General features: G+C 64.7%; 17 protein-coding genes. 13 read left to right on the forward strand and 4 right to left on the reverse strand.

Annotated features, from left to right (window positions below; all coding sequences use genetic code 11):
* The first annotated feature begins 50 nt into the window (after positions 1-50).
* From KTJ78_RS11185 to KTJ78_RS11195, 3 genes are read left to right on the forward strand one after another with little or no spacing between them, the layout of a single operon-like run.
* Positions 51-473 (forward strand): DUF3151 domain-containing protein, encoded by a 423-nt coding sequence (locus KTJ78_RS11185; protein ID WP_217135783.1) that lies wholly within the window; start codon positions 51-53, stop codon positions 471-473.
* A gap of 1 nt (position 474) precedes the next feature.
* On the forward strand, positions 475-1761 hold the full coding sequence (locus KTJ78_RS11190) for an adenylosuccinate synthase (protein WP_217135785.1): 1287 nt from the start codon (positions 475-477) through the stop codon (positions 1759-1761).
* Between the two features lie 35 nt (positions 1762-1796).
* Positions 1797-2105 carry a chorismate mutase gene (locus KTJ78_RS11195; RefSeq protein WP_217135787.1) on the forward strand — a complete coding sequence of 103 codons (309 nt, stop codon included), beginning with the start codon at positions 1797-1799 and terminating at the stop codon, positions 2103-2105.
* A gap of 9 nt (positions 2106-2114) precedes the next feature.
* On the opposite strand, the gene KTJ78_RS11200 is transcribed toward KTJ78_RS11195, so the two are convergent.
* Both KTJ78_RS11200 and KTJ78_RS11205 read right to left on the reverse strand, forming a co-directional pair.
* Positions 2115-2786 carry a phosphatase PAP2 family protein gene (locus KTJ78_RS11200; RefSeq protein WP_217135791.1) on the reverse strand — a complete coding sequence of 224 codons (672 nt, stop codon included), beginning with the start codon at positions 2784-2786 and terminating at the stop codon, positions 2115-2117.
* A gap of 103 nt (positions 2787-2889) precedes the next feature.
* Entirely contained in the window at positions 2890-3834 is a 945-nt protein-coding gene (locus KTJ78_RS11205) for an EamA family transporter (protein ID WP_369808079.1), read from the reverse strand.
* Between the two features lie 141 nt (positions 3835-3975).
* Between KTJ78_RS11205 and KTJ78_RS11210 the strand changes: the two genes are divergently transcribed.
* From KTJ78_RS11210 to KTJ78_RS11220, 3 genes are read left to right on the forward strand one after another with little or no spacing between them, the layout of a single operon-like run.
* Entirely contained in the window at positions 3976-4743 is a 768-nt protein-coding gene (locus KTJ78_RS11210) for a metal ABC transporter ATP-binding protein (protein WP_217135793.1), read from the forward strand.
* Positions 4743-5600, forward strand: a complete 858-nt coding sequence (locus tag KTJ78_RS11215) for a metal ABC transporter permease (protein ID WP_217135795.1) — start codon at positions 4743-4745, stop codon at positions 5598-5600. Before KTJ78_RS11210 ends, KTJ78_RS11215 begins: the two co-directional genes overlap by 1 nt.
* Positions 5597-6532 (forward strand): metal ABC transporter substrate-binding protein, encoded by a 936-nt coding sequence (locus tag KTJ78_RS11220; RefSeq protein ID WP_217135797.1) that lies wholly within the window; start codon positions 5597-5599, stop codon positions 6530-6532. Before KTJ78_RS11215 ends, KTJ78_RS11220 begins: the two co-directional genes overlap by 4 nt.
* Before the next feature lie 3 nt (positions 6533-6535).
* On the opposite strand, the gene KTJ78_RS11225 is transcribed toward KTJ78_RS11220, so the two are convergent.
* Both KTJ78_RS11225 and KTJ78_RS11230 read right to left on the reverse strand, forming a co-directional pair.
* Positions 6536-8104: a hypothetical protein gene (locus tag KTJ78_RS11225; protein WP_217135799.1), complete on the reverse strand. Its 1569-nt coding sequence runs from the start codon at positions 8102-8104 to the stop codon at positions 6536-6538.
* 103 nt (positions 8105-8207) lie between these two features.
* Positions 8208-9206, reverse strand: coding sequence for a 3-methyladenine DNA glycosylase (locus tag KTJ78_RS11230; protein WP_217135801.1), 999 nt, complete (start codon positions 9204-9206; stop codon positions 8208-8210).
* A gap of 89 nt (positions 9207-9295) precedes the next feature.
* Here KTJ78_RS11230 and KTJ78_RS11235 point away from each other — a divergent pair, with 89 nt between their 5' ends.
* The 7 genes from KTJ78_RS11235 (at position 9296) to KTJ78_RS11265 (ending at position 15726) form a co-directional block, all read left to right on the forward strand.
* Positions 9296-9925, forward strand: coding sequence for a YigZ family protein (locus KTJ78_RS11235; RefSeq protein WP_217135803.1), 630 nt, complete (start codon positions 9296-9298; stop codon positions 9923-9925).
* A gap of 347 nt (positions 9926-10272) precedes the next feature.
* The gene (locus KTJ78_RS11240; RefSeq protein ID WP_217135805.1) at positions 10273-11181 is read left to right on the forward strand and encodes an ATP-binding cassette domain-containing protein; all 909 of its coding nucleotides are present in this window, start codon (positions 10273-10275) and stop codon (positions 11179-11181) included.
* On the forward strand, positions 11178-12023 hold the full coding sequence (locus KTJ78_RS11245) for an ABC transporter permease (protein WP_217135807.1): 846 nt from the start codon (positions 11178-11180) through the stop codon (positions 12021-12023). The genes KTJ78_RS11240 and KTJ78_RS11245 overlap by 4 nt, the downstream gene beginning before the upstream one ends.
* Before the next feature lie 18 nt (positions 12024-12041).
* The gene (locus KTJ78_RS11250; RefSeq protein ID WP_217135809.1) at positions 12042-13304 is read left to right on the forward strand and encodes a sensor histidine kinase; all 1263 of its coding nucleotides are present in this window, start codon (positions 12042-12044) and stop codon (positions 13302-13304) included.
* Entirely contained in the window at positions 13301-13978 is a 678-nt protein-coding gene (locus tag KTJ78_RS11255; RefSeq protein ID WP_217135811.1) for a response regulator transcription factor, read from the forward strand. Before KTJ78_RS11250 ends, KTJ78_RS11255 begins: the two co-directional genes overlap by 4 nt.
* Before the next feature lie 18 nt (positions 13979-13996).
* Positions 13997-14905 (forward strand): ATP-binding cassette domain-containing protein, encoded by a 909-nt coding sequence (locus KTJ78_RS11260; RefSeq protein WP_217135812.1) that lies wholly within the window; start codon positions 13997-13999, stop codon positions 14903-14905.
* A complete protein-coding gene (locus tag KTJ78_RS11265; RefSeq protein WP_217135813.1) occupies positions 14902-15726 on the forward strand; it encodes an ABC transporter permease in 825 nt (274 codons plus the stop codon). Before KTJ78_RS11260 ends, KTJ78_RS11265 begins: the two co-directional genes overlap by 4 nt.
* Positions 15727-15755 lie beyond the last annotated feature (29 nt).

Here is a 15755-nt window from a genome sequence, read left to right on the forward strand (position 1 = left end):
CGCAATGTGCCGTAACTTTTTGAGTGGCCGCGCGGTACTCGGGTAGACTGATGCCCGTGATCGGCGAGAATTTGCTCGGCCCAGAGCCCACGAGGCTCCCTGCCGAGGTAGACGTAGTACGGGCTCTCGAGAACGAAGAAACTCTCGAGAGCGTGGTTCGAGCACACCCAGAGTCACCACTCGCGTGGGCGCTGCTCGCCGACCAGGCTGACGCCGAGGGCCGCGAGGTCGAGAGCTACGCGTTTGCTCGCGTGGGCTATCACCGCGGCCTCGATGCGCTGCGTCGCGCGGGGTGGAAGGGCCACGGGCCCGTTCCCTGGAGCCACGAGCCGAACCGCGGTGTGCTGCGCGCGCTGTACGCACTGCGCCGATCCGCCGCACACATTGGCGAGACCACCGAGGTCGAACGCCTCACCGAATTTTTAACCGGGGCTGACCCTGAAGCGGTCGCCCACATTGAAGGAAGGGGCTGAAATGCCCGCAGTTCTCATTACCGGTGCCCAGTGGGGCGACGAAGGCAAGGGCCGGGCAACCGACCTGCTCGGCAGCCGCGTCGATTACGTCGTGAAGTTCAACGGCGGCAACAACGCAGGGCACACCGTCGTCGTGGGCGACGAGAAGTATGCACTGCACCTGCTGCCCTCGGGCATTCTGACGCCCGGCGTTGTTCCCGTGATCGCCAACGGCGTTGTCGTCGATATTGAGGTGCTGAAGGGCGAACTCGATGCGCTCAGCAGCCGCGGCGTCGACGTTTCGCGCCTCAAGGTGAGCGCCAACGCGCACGTCATCACCCAGTACCACCGTACGCTCGATAAGGTCACCGAACGCTTCCTTGGCAAGCGTCAGATCGGCACGACCGGTCGCGGCATTGGGCCTGCTTACGCCGACAAGATCAACCGCGTGGGCATTCGCATTCAGGACATCTTTGACGAGGGCATCCTGCGCCAGAAGGTCGAGGCGGCGCTCACGCAGAAGAACCAGATGCTCGTGAAAATGTACAACCGTCGCGCCATCGAGGCCGACGAGGTTGTTGAAGAGCTGCTCTCGTACCGCGAACTGCTCGAGCCCATGGTCTGCGACACCGGTCTGCTGCTGCACAACGCGCTCGAAGAAGACAAGACGATTCTCTTTGAGGCTGGCCAGGCAACGATGCTCGACATCGACCACGGCACCTACCCGTTCGTTACCTCGTCAAACGCGACCGCTGGCGGCGCCTCGACGGGTTCGGGTTTGCCCCCGCACGCGATCACTCGCATCATCTCGGTCGTCAAGGCTTACGCGACGCGTGTGGGTTCGGGCCCGTTCCCGACCGAGCTCTTCGACGAATCGGGTGATTACCTGCGCAACCAGGGCTTCGAGTTCGGCACCACGACCGGCCGCCCACGTCGTTGCGGTTGGTACGACGCCCCGATCGCGCGCTACTCGGCCCGCATCAACGGTGTGACCGACTTCGTGCTCACGAAGCTTGACGTGCTCTCTGGCCTCAAGAAGATTCCCGTGTGCGTCGCCTACGACGTGAACGGCGTGCGCCACGATGAGATGCCCGTCAACCAGACCGACTTTCACCACGCGAAGCCGATCTACGAAGAGTTCGATGGCTGGGATGAAGACATTTCTGACTGCCGCGAATTCGCCGATCTGCCCGAGAACGCCCAGGCGTACATTCGTGCGCTCGAGGCGATGAGCGGCGCCCGCATCTCGGCAGTGGGCGTTGGCCCCGAGCGTGAACAGGTGGTTGAGCTGCACGATCTGCTCGGCTAGAGCGGTCACGCAGCCGGCCTCGATAAGGAGTACTGATGCCCGAAATCGATCCGCAGGCAGAGCTTGAGCGGTTGCGCTCAAGCATCGATAACATTGACGCCTCGCTCATGTATATGCTCGCGGAGCGGTTTCGGTGCACGCAGCAGGTCGGCGAGCTGAAGGCCAAGCACCAGATGCCGCCCGCCGACCTTGCTCGTGAGGCGCGGCAGACGGCGCGTCTGAAGGAGCTCGCGGCCGACGCGCATCTCGACCCTGTCTTCGCCGAGAAGTGGTTTAATTTCGTGGTCGCCGAGGTGATTCACCACCACACCCGCATCGCAGAGCAGGGCGTTCCCGAAGCATAGCGGTGCGGATCAGGCCGACTTGGCCGGCCCCCACAGCGCCTGCGCGGCGAAGACCCATGCGGCGACGATGAGAAAGCCGCCGAGCACATCGCTCGGGCGATGCCACGCGCTCACGACCGTGGCGATGCCGATGAGCGCGGCCCAGATGCCGGCGAGTGCGGTGAGTGTGCCCGCAACGTTTCGGTGCGAGGTAGAGAAGAAGAGCACTCCGGCCGCCGCCGCCGCGATCGTGACGTGGCCAGAGGGGAATGAGTTGCCGTAGACCCCGAGGTGCTCGACGAGGGTTGGCCGGTCGATGAGCACGTGCTTGAGGAGCTGAGCCGTGAGGTTTGCTCCCGCGAAGACCACGATCACCTGGGTGAGCGTGCGCATCTTGCGCTGGAAGAGCGCGATGAGGGCAACGATGACGAGCACACCGACCGCGACCGGCACGGTGGTGTCGAGCATGCTCCTCAAATACGAGGCGACGGTGCCCGTCTGCTCGCTGAGCGCGGTCATGACGTTCTGGTCGAAGCTCTGCCCTCGGGCCGTGTGAATGGCGAAGTGTTGCAGGGCAAAAACCGCCGCGAGGCATGCGAGGCACAGCACCACATAGAGTGCCCTGAGCGCAACCTGCCCTGAGCGTGCACTGCTGCTCGGGGCCAAGCGTACGCCCTGTGTTTCTCGTGCCGTGTGATTCATCGTGCTCCTCGCATACCCGTCGTATTTTTGCAGAGCAAGCTGTTAAAACCGGGCGGGAGGGTTCAGAATGCCAGCCCACGCGTGGCGTTTGCGCGGTTCGACGCTACGGCAGGCTTCGCGCGCGCACGACCTCGCCCGCCTTCACCGCGGCGACACCACCGATGATGAGGGCGGCGCCGATCCACTCGGTAGTCGTTGGAGCGATGCCGAGTAGCATGATGCTCCACGCGATGGCGAAGAGTGGCTCAGAGTAACCGGTGAAGCTCGCGACCGTTGCGCCGAGCCTGCGGGAAGCCGCGACGCCGAGCACGTACGAGATGACCGTCGAGATGAGTGCCATGCCTGCGATGGGAACCCAGAGCGGCACCTCGGCGCCGGCGAGAGTGACTGGCGCGGTTGACGTGGTGAAGGGCAGTACGCCCACGGCGCTCGCGGCTATGAGAAACAGGCTCGCGACACCGAGCCCGATGCCAACGAAGGGCAGGGGAGGGATGCCGTGCTCGGTCGTAGCCCCCGTTGCGAAGTAGGTCGCGTTGCCGACGGCCGCGATGAGCGCGAAGAAAATGCCGAGTGGGTGCAGGCTGCTGCCCACGGCGAGGCCCGAGATGGTGACGAGACCAGCGATCGCGATGACGGCGCCGAGCAACGTGAGCTGGTGTGGGGCGACGCGGGTGCGGGCCCAGAAGAAGAGCATGAGCAGCACGGGGCCCATGAACTCGATGAGTAGTGCGAGGCTCGGGGCGATGTGCTCAACCGCGAGAAAAAAGGCGAGCTGGCAGCCCGCGACCGCGAGGATGCCGAAGAGGAGCACCTGCTTCCATGCTGCGACGACGAGGCGCCACTTGCCACGCATCATGATGAGAGTCGGGGCAAGCAGAATGAGTGCCGCGAGCGTAATGCGCGCGATGACTGCCGCGCCGGGTGACCAGCCGGCGCTGATGAGCGCGCTCGCGAAGATGCCCGAGAAGGCGAAGCTGCCTGCCGAAGCAAGCGCCAGAACAAAACCCGTGAGCGGCGAGGCACCCACGGTCACGGTGGCACGATTCACGGCACTCCTTTGGGACAGCTGATATCGCCATAATATCGGGTTGTTTGTCGGGAGTCGCAGGGCAATTTGACGATGTGGCGAAGTGCATTTACAGTGGGAGCTAATCCGAAAAGTTCGGTGCACCTAACTTTAAGTTTCGCCATGACTCAAAATACCTTGCAGCCCGCGGTTCGCGTTCGTGATCTCACCGCGGCCTACCGCCACGACACCGTGCTCGACGGCGTCTCATTCGACGTGCCACGGGGCGTCGTGTTGGGCGTTGTCGGGCCCAACGGCGCCGGTAAATCAACGTTGCTCAAAGCCTCGCTTGGCCTCTTGCCAGAGTCGTCGGGGCACGTCGAATTTCTCGGGAGCCCCCTCGACGCGGTGCGCTCAAAGGTGGCCTACATGCCACAGTCGCTCACGCTCGACCCCACCTTTCCCGTCACGGTGCTCGACGTCGTGCTCATGGGAACCTACCCAGGCCTCGGCTGGGTGAAGCGCCCGCGAAAAGCGCACAAGCAGCAGGCGCGCGAGGCGCTCGAGCTCGTCGAACTGGGCGATCTCGCCGGTCGCCCCATCGGCCAGCTCTCGGGCGGCCAGCGCCAGCGTGTGCTGCTCGCGAGGGCGCTCGTGCAAGAGCCAGAGCTACTCATCATGGACGAGCCGTTTCAGGGTGTCGACGCCGCAAGCGAGCGCAACATCGTGAGTGTGCTGAAGAGCCTCAAGGCCCGCGGCGTAACCGTCGTCTTGGTGCACCACGATCTCATGACTGTGCTCGACTACTGCGACTGGGTCGCGCTCGTCAACCGGGGCATTCAGGCCATTGGCCCCGCCGAGAACACGTTCACCGCGGGCAACCTCGAGCGAGTCTTTGGCATTCCACATCTCGGCGCAGGCCACGCGCCGGCGGGAGGCGCGGCCGCATAATGCAGTTTCTCATCGATATCTTTGCCTACGAGTTCTTGCAAAAAGCCCTCGTCGTCTCGATCATCACCGGCGTCATTAGCGGTGTCATCGGGAGCCTCGTCATGCTGCGTGGCCTCGCCCTCATGGGTGACGCGATTTCGCACGCGGTCGTGCCCGGCGTCGCGGTCTCGTACCTCTTAGGCATCAACTTCTTCTGGGGTGCGATGGTCGCGGGCCTCTGCGCGGCGCTCGGCGTAGGCTTCATTCAAAACCGCACCCGCGTGAAGCAAGACGCGGCCATGGGCATTATGCTCTCGTCAATGTTTGCGCTCGGTATCGTGCTCATCGCCCACGCCAAGAGCGCGATCGACCTCAACTCGATTCTCTTTGGCAACGTGCTCGCCGTGCGCACCGAAGACATGATCGTCTCGATCGCCGTTGGCACGATCGTGCTCGTCACCGTGCTGCTGCTCTACAAAGAGCTCGTCGTCTCGAGCTTCGACCCAGCGAGTGCCGAGGTGTACGGCTTCAAGACGAAGCGCCTGCAGTATCTCGTGCTCGTCATGCTCACCCTCGTGACCGTCACCTCGATGCAGACCGTGGGCGTCGTGCTCGTCATCTCGTTGCTCGTGACCCCGGCCGCCACTGCCCTGCTGCTCGTCAAACGGCTGCCCGCGATGCTCGTGATCGCCGCGAGCCTCGGCGCCGTGAGCTCGTTCGTCGGGATCATCGTCAGCTTTGAGCTGAACCTCCCCTCGGGCCCCGTCATCGCGCTCGTGGCCACCCTCTTCTTCCTGGTCGCGCTGCTCTTCTCGCCGAGCCAGGGCATCATCACCAGAAATATTCGAACAACCGAACGAAAAGGAGTGGCGCAATGAAACGCCTCTTGGGGGCGCTCATCGCGGTGCCCATGCTCTTTGTCATGGGCTGCAGTGCGAATGCCGAGCAGAGTGACGAACCGGCCGAAAAGCTCAAGGTCATCACCTCATTCACCATTCTTGAAGACATGGTGCAGTCGATCGGAGGCGACTACGTCGAGGTACACAACCTCGTGCCCACGGGCACCGATCCGCACGAGTATGAACCGCTGCCAGACGATCTGAAGGCGGTCTCGCAGGCCGACGTGCTCTTCTACAACGGGCTGAACCTCGAGGGCGGCGACACCGGCTGGTTCTCACGCATGGAGGCCTCAGCGGCACCCGAGAAGAGCACCGTGGTCGAGGTGTCACGAGACGTCGAACCGATGCACCTCGGCGAGGGCGAAGCCGACTCGCAGGTTAACCCGCACGCCTTCATCGACCCGAACGTGGGCTTCGTCATGGCCGAGACGATTCGTGACGGGCTCATCGAGGCTGACCCCGACCACACCGACGAATACCAAAAGCAGGCCGACGAGTACCTCGAGAAGATCACCGCGATCGAGGCCGAGTACGACGCGACCTTTGCCGAGATTCCCAAGGAGGAGCGCGTGCTCGTCACGAGCGAGCGGGCCTTCCAGTACCTCGCCGATCAGTACGACATCACCGAGTACTACATCTGGGAGATCGACACTGACGAGAATGGCTCGGGCCAGCAGCTCGTGGCCCTCATCGACCAGCTCAAGGGCGTGAAAGTGGCAAACCTCATCGTTGAATCGAACGTTGACCGCCGCCCCATGGAGATGGTCTCTGCCGAGACCGGAGTGCCCATCTTCGACCGCCCCATCTACTCTGACGAGATTGGCGGCGATGACGCACCCGAGGCAAACACCTACCTGCGGTACCTCGAGTACAACCTCGGCGTGCTCGGTGATGCGCTCACCGGCAAGTAACGCTTAGTGCAGCTCGCCCCACCAGTAGGGCGTTCGCGCGGCGACACACAGGGCGCCCTCGTACTCGTAGACCACCCCGATGTTCTTGTTCGGGTGCACTGCGGCGAGGGCGCCCTCGGCGTATCGTACCTCGTGCCACTCCTCAGCAGTGAGCGAACCCGCAAGCACCTTCCAGTCGACTGGCTCGGCAGGTAGCACGAAGCAGTGACCGACCATGAACCCGTAGTGGTCAGAGGTCGTTGAGCCATCAGCGTACGTGCTCCTGAAGTCAGGGGTGTCGAAATCGAGCGCATCGCGCCCGTTTTCTAGCGGCGCGAGGGTCTCGACGCCAACCTTCTCGGTGAGATCGGTGAAGAACCCCTGAAGGTTTTCGGCACGCTCCTGCTGGGCCTCAGGATCATCGGCCGCGAGGCCCTCGGCCCGCGTCAATCCCGCGGCGTCGAGGCCGCCATCTTCATCGAGCTCTGCAGCGTTGTACGGCAGGTAGCGGGTCCACAAGATCTCGTCCCAGTCTCTGACGAGCCACGAGGCCGAGACCGAACGGAACCCGGGAAACTCGTCGGGTGCGTACGAAGCCGCGTCTATCTCGTCGACCTGTGCCTGGGCTGCCTCGTTCACCTTGTGGCGGTCACCCCACCAGGCGCGGGTTGTGAGCCGCAGCTCGGTGCCATTGGTGTGTTCTTCGACCTCGAGGGTGTTGCCCTTCGGAGTGCTCCACTGGTGACGCGTTCCGGCGCGCTCATACCCGAGCGCGGCGAGATCGTGGGCGAAGGCTTCGATGTCGAGTGATCTCTCGCCCGGAAGCGTGAAGATGAGCTCGATGCTGTACCACTCAATGCCGCCCCATAGTGGCCCTTCGAGCCGCCACAGGGGGTTGCTCCAGCGAACATCGCCCGCGAGCGCTCTGGCCCCGCTCAGCTCCTCTTGCGCTTCGAGGTAACGGCCCTCGAGCAGGCTGACCTGCTCTTCGATCGGCATCTGCATGACCTGACCAAACCGGTTACCCGCGGCGTCGCGCTTGAGACTCGTGGCCCACACCGCGGCTTGGGGCGTGGCAATGACAAGCGCCACCGCGAGCGCCGCCGATACCGCCGGAGCGGTGCGAAGCTTTGGCGCCCCAGCGACGACCATCGGCTTGAGCACAATTGCGAGCACGAGCAGGGCGATGCCGGTCGCAACCGTGAGCAGCGCGGCGCCCGCCCCGATCGTGTTCTCGATGCCGGGCAGTAACGGTTTGCCCGAAAGAATACTGAGGCCCGACCTGGTTGGTGCCGAGTCGGTCGAACCCCGCGCGCTCATCACCGCAACGACCAACAGCGCCCAGTGCAGCGGGGCGAGACACGCCATCGCCACCGGAATCACCGTGTGCCCGCGCTTGCGCAGGATGAAGCGGGGCAGCATCTCGAGCAGCCCGAGCGCCGGCACGATGAGCGGCGAGAACATCAGCAAGAAGAGCGTCTCCCACCCGCCCTCGAACAGGAAACCATGAAACGTAAAGAAGAGGGCGAGGCCCCAGCTCATCCATGGCCAGAGCTTCCAGAGGAGGTCGCGCTTGGGGTGTGTGCTGTTCATGGGCTTAGCGTAGCGAAATACCGCCCGCTCTCCGGAATGTGTCGCATAGTCGTTATGTGGTTGCCTGCGCAGCCGCAGCTGGCCCCCTTAGGCTTGGCCACCTTCAGTGCTCGGCAAACACCCTTGCCCGGTGGATCGCCGCAAGCACCCGCTCCCGCAGCGCATTGCCCCGTTGCATGAACCCGCGCTGCAGCCTCGCGTACTCGCTCTTGCCCTCTGGCGTCTCGATCGCGACCGCTGGCAGCCCGAAGCTCGACACATCGTAGGGCGAGGCCTGCATGTCGACAACGCGAATCTGCATGGCGAGCTCGAACGCGTCGAGCAGCAGCTCACCCGGCACGAGCGGGCCGAGCTTCATGGCCCACTTGTACACGTCCATGCCCGCGTGCAGGCAGCCGGCTTGCTCAAGCTCAGGCTGCGTCTCGCGCGTGGGCGTGATCGTATTGAGCGGAGCCGCTGGCGGAGTGAAGAATCGGTAAGCGTCGTAGTGCGTGCACGCGATCGGGTTCGTCTCGACGACGAAGTCGGTCGCCGCGGGGTCGAGCCTGAGCGGCAAACCACGATGGCGGATCTCTTCGGGGCTCAACCGGTACACCATCGCCCACTCGTGCAGGCCGAAGCACCCGAACGAGGGCGGTCGCTCCATCGTGCGCCGCATGAGGTCGTCGACGTAGTCGACGGTCGCCCCGCGCCGTGCAAGAAACGCGGCAGCGTCGACGGTGAGGCTGGTCGCCTCGGACCGCGGGCTTGCCGCGCGGGCATGGGGTGCCGCTGGGGTGGGCTCGCGATGATCCGCCGCGGGCTCAGGCGCAACGACGTAGTCGCGCCACTCGCGCCGCGCCTCATCACCCTGAACGCCTTCGAGCACGACGCCCGCGCCCGGATGCCAACGCCTGAGCTGCGCGGGCTTCAGGTTGTAGTAAGTGAAGAGGAAGTCTTCGATGGGGTGCTTCTCGCCCGTCTGGCGGCGAGCGCGGTGCCCGGCGGTGAGGCGGTTGGCTCGCTCAATGTGTGCTGCCTCGCGGGCACGCCAAGCATCGGCCGTGAGCGCGGTGGGCGCTACGGGCTGCGGGGCGAGCGGGGTGAGAGGGGCGTGGGGCACCCACACATGGTATCGGGCCGCGCTTTGAGCGGGCTGCCGTCTGCCGATCTCGCCCTGGCGAGCCTAGGTCCAGGCGGTAGGCTGGTCGCATGCGCGGTGAATACCAGACCATCGTGAGCCCCGTGAACACTGAGCTCGAGATTCAGCGTTCGCGCTTTCTCACGCGGCTCGTGCGGGTCGAGAGCGAGCAAGAGGCCAGGGCCGAGATCGCGAGCGTGCAACACGAGCACCCCAAAGCGAGGCATCACTGCACCGCTTTCGTGATCGGCGCGCGCAGTGACGTGCAACGCTCGAACGACGACGGCGAACCCGCCGGAACCGCCGGCGCACCCATGCTCGAGGCCCTCAACCAGGCTGAGCTGAGCGACGTCGTCGCGGTCGTGACGCGCTACTTCGGGGGAATCCTCCTGGGGGCCGGTGGCCTCACCCGCGCCTACCGGGCCGCCGTGGCCGAGGCGACGGCGAGCGCCACCCGCCTCACCCGCGCGCTGCGGCACGAAACCCAGGTGGTCGCGGCCTACGACGCTGCCCCGCAGATCGAGGCGTGGGCCAGGCGTCAGGAGCTGACGGTGCTCGGCTCGGAGTACGGGGCCGACGTGACGCTACACCTCGGGGTCGCCCCCGAGCTTGTCACGGCGCTGTGCGAGATGGCTGCCGAGCTGAGCGGGGGCCAGGCCCGCGTGACGGTCGGTGCTGCCGACTACCTCGACCTCCCCTGAGGCTCCGGGCTCGCGCAACCCACCTCCGGCTTTCCACCGGGCCTTCTGCGCCAAACTATTGCCTGATTTTTTCCTGTTTTCAGTCCAAATGGGGGCGTTTCGGCCTCAAAATCAGGCAATGGTTGAGCGCAGGCGTGCGCAGGGGTGCGCAGGCGTGCGCAGGGCGGTGGATCGGCGGGGCCGGAGGCCTGATCCGCAGCCCCCGGCCCCGCCGTCATACCCTGGTACCGTTTTTCGCGCCGAAAACGGGGGTAAGAGGGTACTCGCGGCTGATCCGCTGCGGGTGTGGGGTCTCGTAGCGTAGGGAGCGTTCAGACAACGACCATGCTCAGCAGAGAGGAAGCGACATGATTGAGACGAACGCCCTCACGAAATCGTACGGGCCGAAGCTTGCCGTCGATCACGTGAATTTCACGGCAAAGCCCGGGGAAGTGACCGGTATTCTCGGGCCGAACGGAGCGGGAAAATCGACCACGATGAGGCTCATCATGGGGCTCGACGCACCAACTTCAGGCAGTGCGACGATCAGCGGCAAGCCTCTTCGTGACCACGATGCGCCGCTGCACATCGCTGGAGCCCTGCTCGACGCGAAGGGTGTGCACCCGGGCCGCACGGCCACGAGCCACCTGCAGGCGCTCGCCGCAACGCACGGCATCGGCAACAAGCGCGTGACCGAGGTACTCGAGCTGACGGGCCTCAGCGAGGTTGCGAAGAAGCGCGTTGGCGGCTTCTCACTCGGCATGGGGCAGCGGCTCGGCATTGCGGCGGCGCTGCTCGGCGATCCGCAGACTCTCATTCTTGACGAGCCGGTGAACGGTCTCGATCCCGACGGCGTCATGTGGGTGCGAAGCCTCCTGCGTCACCTCGCCTCTGAGGGCCGCACGGTCGTGCTCTCGAGCCACCTCATGAGCGAGATGGCCCAGGTCGCCGACCACGTGGTGGTGTTTGGCAAGGGGCGCATCGTCGCAAACGCGAGCATCGACGAGTTCCTGAACAACGGCACGACGCGCACGAGCATCGTGACGCCGCAGGCCGAAGAGCTCGCGAGACTGCTGTCGTCGCCCGAGGTGACGGTGCAGTCGGCCGCGGCTGGCGCGCTGACGGTGACGGGCCTTGACGCCCCCGCGATCGGCGAGATCGCGGCGAAGCACGGTCTCGTGCTGCACGAACTCACCCCGCTCAAGACGAGCCTCGAAGACGCATACATCGAACTCACCCGTGACCACGTCGAGTACCAGACAGGAGCCGCATCATGACGCAGCAAGTTGAACAGACCATTCGCGTGCCGCAGGCGGGGCGCAATACGCTCGGCGGCGTGATTCGCAGTGAGTGGATCAAGCTCATGTCACTGCGCAGCATGCGCATCACGCTGCTGCTCACGTTTCTCGCGGGCGTAGGCATCTCGACGCTCGGCGCCATCGTGATGGTGCAGTATTCATCTGACATTACCTCGCTCGAGAATGGTGCCACGTACCTCTTGCAGGCGATGCAGCCTCCGATCATGTTCCTCGGGCTGCTCTTTGGCGTGATTGGGGTGTTCGCGATTTCGAGCGAGTACTCGAGCGGCATGATTCTCTCGACGCTCGCGGCAACGCCGAGGCGCGGCCGGGTGTTCTCGGCGAAGCTCTTTGTCGTGACCCTCATCTCGCTCATCGCGGCTGTTTTGACGCTTGGGGTCGGGCAGCTCATCGCGATTATGCTCGCGCCAGAGGCGATCAAGGGCATCGGCAATGAGCAGTACCTCACCGCCTGGGCTGGCTCGGTACTGTTTCTCGTCGCGATGACGCTCTTCGCCTTTGGCGTCGCGGGCATTCTGCGCAGCACCGCCGGTGGTATCGCGGTTGTCGCGGGGCTCACCTTCGTCGCGCCGATCGCGCTGAGCTTTGCCTCGATGGCCGGGAAAGCGTGGATCGACTGGATCATGAACCACTTGCAGCTCATGCTTGGCAACGTGCTCTCGATGGGCAACGTCGAGGTCCCGGTAGACATGGGTGGCACGGGCGTGACCTGGGGCGAGGCCGCAATCTCGATCGTGGTGTGGGCCCTCATCGCGCTCATCCCAGCATGTTTGCTCTTCCTGAAGCGCGACGCGAAGTAAACTCTGCCCTAGAGGCCTATGCAACACGTAACGCGAACTGCTCCACCTGACGCACCGCGCCCTCCCGGCGTGGTGCGTCGGTGGTTTGCCGCCCACCCGGGCGTGATCGACTGGACGATCACGATTTGCTACCTGCTGGGGTCTGCCCTCATGCTCGTTGTCGGGGCGACGGTCGACGTGCGAACCGGCATGCGGGTTCCGCTGCCGCTCGTCGTGATCTTTCACGTTCTGAGTACGGCGGTCATCAGCTACTTCCTGGTGAATCGTCGCAAGATGCACTTCGTGGGCTTCGTCGTTGTCGCCGCGATCTGTTTCTTGCAGCCGGGCAACTCGGCGCAGATCGTGGCCGATTCGACCGCGATGTTCTTTCTGCTCTACGCGGTGCCGGTGTACGGTTCGGTGCGGCTGGGGTGGATCGCATTCGCGGTGGGCGCGGTGCTCAACACCGTCAATAGTTACCTGTGGCGATTTATCGAAGACAGCGTCGCCCTTGAGGTGGCGAGCACAGGCAGCAGCATCGTGTTCATGCTCATCATCGTGCTCATCGGCATCAACATCGGTAACCGACGGCGCTACGTTGAAGCGCTCGTTGACCGCGCTGACATGCTCGAGCGCGACCGCGACCAGCTTGCGCGCATCGCGGTTGCCGAGGAGCGTGAGCGCATTGCCCGCGAGATGCACGACATCGTCGCGCACTCCCTCTCGGTCATGATCGCGCTGTCAGAGGGGGCCTCGCGCAGCGTCGAACGCGCCCCGGCCAAGGCGAGCGACGCCATGCAGCGTTCTGCCGAGACGGGCCGCACCGCGCTGAGCGAGATGCGCCGCCTGCTCGGCGTGCTCAAGGGCCAGAGCGCAGAGGCGCAGGTCGACTTTGCTCCGCAGCCGGGCGTCGGCCATCTGCCCAACCTCATCGAGAACTTTCGCCAGGCGGGCCTCGAACTCAAGACGCAAACGACCGGCCAGCCGCCGAGCGACTCGGGCTTCGGGCTCGCCGTGTACCGTATCGTGCAAGAGGCGCTCACGAACACGCTGCGCTACGCGGGCATTGGCGCGAAGGTTGACGTCGTGATCACGTATGCTCCCAATCTCACAACGATCACGGTTCGTGACTACGGAAGGGTTGCGAGCGGCTCCCGCTCGATGGACAATCTTGGGAGTGGCAATGGTTTGGTCGGTCTCGCCGAGCGGGCCCGAATGTTCGGTGGTGAGGTGCGCGCAGGTGCCCACCCAGAGGGCGGGTGGATCGTGATTGCGACCCTGCCAATGAGTGGAGTGACATGATGCGAGTAATGCTGGTAGACGACCAGGACCTCATTCGTACGGGGTTTTCTCTCGTGCTCGCGAGCGAAGACGACATCGAGGTTGTCGCTGAGGCCGCGAACGGCAACGAGGCGCTCGCGTGGCTTGCCGAGCACGATGCCGCGGTCGACGTCGTTCTCATGGACGTGCGCATGCCCGGCAAAAACGGCATCGAGACCACCACCGAGATCACCGAGCGCTACCCCCGGGTGAAGGTGCTCGTGCTCACGACCTTCGACCTTGACGAGTACGCGATGCTCGCGGTGCAGGCGGGGGCCGCGGGCTTTTTGCTCAAAGACGCTCGGCCAACAGAGCTGGTCGACGCGATCCACCGGGTGCATCAGGGCGACTCGGTCATGGCGCCGAGCATGACGAAGCGCATGGTTGAGCGGGTGCTCATGTCGGGCGACAATGCTCCACGTGAAACATCGGCGGTGAAGCCCTCGCCCGAGACCGTTGCCGAGCTCGCACAGCTCACCGAGCGCGAGTTCGAGGTGCTGCAGTGCATCGCCGAGGGGCTCAATAATGCCGAGATCTCGCAACGCATGTTTTTGACCGAATCGACCGTGAAAACGCACGTTGGCCGCGTGTTTCAAAAACTCGCCGTGCGCGACCGCGTGCACGCCGTGATCTACGCCAAAAGCCTCGGCCTGTAACCCAACGAAGAGGACATCATGACAGAACCGCACAGAATAGAAATCAAGGGGCTCTCGAAGCGCTTCGGCCCCGTGCTCGCCGTGAACGACCTCTCGTTTGTCGCGGAGCCCGGCCGCGTGACCGGCTTTCTCGGCCCCAACGGCTCAGGCAAGACGACCACGCTCTCGATGCTGCTCGGCCTCGCGAAGCCCGACGCCGGAACCGCGACGATCGGCGGTAAGCGATACCAGGACATCGACGACCCGGCCCTCCTGATCGGCTCGTCAATCTCGGCAGAGTTTCACCCGGCGCACACCGGTCGCGCCCACCTCGACATTCAGCGCCGCGCGATCGGCGCACCGGTCTCGCGCATCGACGAGATGCTCGCGCTCACCGGCATCAGCGACGCAGCCGGGCGTAAGGTCGGCGGGTACTCGCTCGGCATGCGCCAGCGACTCGCGCTCGCCGCGGCGCTGCTCGGCGATCCGCAGGTGATCGTGCTCGACGAGCCGATCAACGGCCTCGACCCTGAGGGCATCAGGTGGATCCGCATGTTCCTGCGCCACCTCGCCTCTGAGGGCAAGACCGTGCTGCTCTCGTCTCACCTGTTGAGCGAGGTCGCGCAAACGGTCGACGATGTCGTCGTGATTCGCAAGGGATCGCTCGCATACGCAGGCCCCCTCTCGGGCATTCAGGGCGAGCAAACGCAGCCGACCGCGCTCATCGACGCGGCGGATCGCCAGGCTCTCGCCGCCGCTCTCGAAGCAGCCGGGGCTCACGTCGCCGGCATGAGGGGCACCGAGGCGCTCGTCGTGACGGGGCTGGAGGCGGGACAGGCCGGCCAGGTCGCGTTTGCGGCGGGCGTTGCCCTCACCCACCTCAGCACACCACGACCCGAGCTCGAAGCGAGCTTCTTGGAACTTACCGGACAGGGGAGCGACGCATGAACCGCCTGACTCGAAGCCTCTCGGCCGAATGGCGCAAGGTTACCGCGACGAAACTGTGGTGGATTCTCGCCCTCGTCATGCTCATCTACGCGGGCATCATGGGCGGCGTGTTTGCCGGCATGTTCGCGTTTGCCGACAACCTCGACACGGGAGGCGCAGGGCTCGGCATGTCGCCCGAGCAGATGGGCAAGCTCGTGCTCTCGTCGGTTTCGGGGTTCTGCTACGTGATTCCGCTGCTGCTCGGTGCCATCATGGCGACGGGTGAGCTGCGCCACAAGATTCTCGGCCTCTCGTTCATTGCTGAGCCGAAGCGCGGTATCGTGCTCACGGGCAAGGTCATCGTGCTGCTCGTGGTCGGTGCGCTGCTCGGCGCCGCGGGGCTCATCGGTGCTGGCGTGATGGCCGCGATCCTCCTGCCAGCCGGGTGGCTCACCACCGCGACTGCTTTGCTCGGGCTGCGCACGCTCGTCGCGATCGGGCTCTGGGCCGTGATCGGCTTTGGCGTCGGCCTGCTCGTGCGCAATCAGGCGGTGACGATCGTGCTCATGCTCGTATTCACGCAGTTCATTGAGCCGACCGTTCGCGCCACGTCGATGATGTGGGAGTGGATGGCGAGCGTCGTGAAGTTCTTGCCGGGTAGCGCGTCTGACGGCTTCGTTGGCGCCTCGATTCTTGGCGGCATGGGGGTGTTCGACTCGTCGATGTCGGGCGCACCTTCGTCGGTGCTCGAGGTCGCTCCCGCGTTCTTCGTGCTCGTGGCATACGCGGTCGTTTCGGTGCTCGCCGGTTGGGCGCTGCGCTGGCGCGGTGACGTCGCCTAACGGGCGTAACGTCAGACGCTGCGGCTAGG

This window comes from Leucobacter chinensis (assembly GCF_019049105.1).
GTDB classification, from domain to species: domain Bacteria; phylum Actinomycetota; class Actinomycetes; order Actinomycetales; family Microbacteriaceae; genus Leucobacter_A; species Leucobacter_A chinensis.

Bases quoted from the DNA above. Each gene is read 5' to 3' on its own strand.
- KTJ78_RS11185 (WP_217135783.1), top strand. From the start codon at position 51: ATGCCCGTGATCGGCGAGAATTTGCTCGGCCCAGAGCCCACGAGGCTC.
- KTJ78_RS11190 (WP_217135785.1), top strand. From the start codon at position 475: ATGCCCGCAGTTCTCATTACCGGTGCCCAGTGGGGCGACGAAGGCAAG.
- KTJ78_RS11195 (WP_217135787.1), top strand. From the start codon at position 1,797: ATGCCCGAAATCGATCCGCAGGCAGAGCTTGAGCGGTTGCGCTCAAGC.
- KTJ78_RS11200 (WP_217135791.1), bottom strand. From the start codon at position 2,786: ATGAATCACACGGCACGAGAAACACAGGGCGTACGCTTGGCCCCGAGC.
- KTJ78_RS11210 (WP_217135793.1), top strand. From the start codon at position 3,976: ATGACTCAAAATACCTTGCAGCCCGCGGTTCGCGTTCGTGATCTCACC.
- KTJ78_RS11215 (WP_217135795.1), top strand. From the start codon at position 4,743: ATGCAGTTTCTCATCGATATCTTTGCCTACGAGTTCTTGCAAAAAGCC.
- KTJ78_RS11220 (WP_217135797.1), top strand. From the start codon at position 5,597: ATGAAACGCCTCTTGGGGGCGCTCATCGCGGTGCCCATGCTCTTTGTC.
- KTJ78_RS11225 (WP_217135799.1), bottom strand. From the start codon at position 8,104: ATGAACAGCACACACCCCAAGCGCGACCTCCTCTGGAAGCTCTGGCCA.
- KTJ78_RS11235 (WP_217135803.1), top strand. From the start codon at position 9,296: ATGCGCGGTGAATACCAGACCATCGTGAGCCCCGTGAACACTGAGCTC.
- KTJ78_RS11240 (WP_217135805.1), top strand. From the start codon at position 10,273: ATGATTGAGACGAACGCCCTCACGAAATCGTACGGGCCGAAGCTTGCC.
- KTJ78_RS11245 (WP_217135807.1), top strand. From the start codon at position 11,178: ATGACGCAGCAAGTTGAACAGACCATTCGCGTGCCGCAGGCGGGGCGC.
- KTJ78_RS11250 (WP_217135809.1), top strand. From the start codon at position 12,042: ATGCAACACGTAACGCGAACTGCTCCACCTGACGCACCGCGCCCTCCC.
- KTJ78_RS11255 (WP_217135811.1), top strand. From the start codon at position 13,301: ATGATGCGAGTAATGCTGGTAGACGACCAGGACCTCATTCGTACGGGG.
- KTJ78_RS11260 (WP_217135812.1), top strand. From the start codon at position 13,997: ATGACAGAACCGCACAGAATAGAAATCAAGGGGCTCTCGAAGCGCTTC.
- KTJ78_RS11265 (WP_217135813.1), top strand. From the start codon at position 14,902: ATGAACCGCCTGACTCGAAGCCTCTCGGCCGAATGGCGCAAGGTTACC.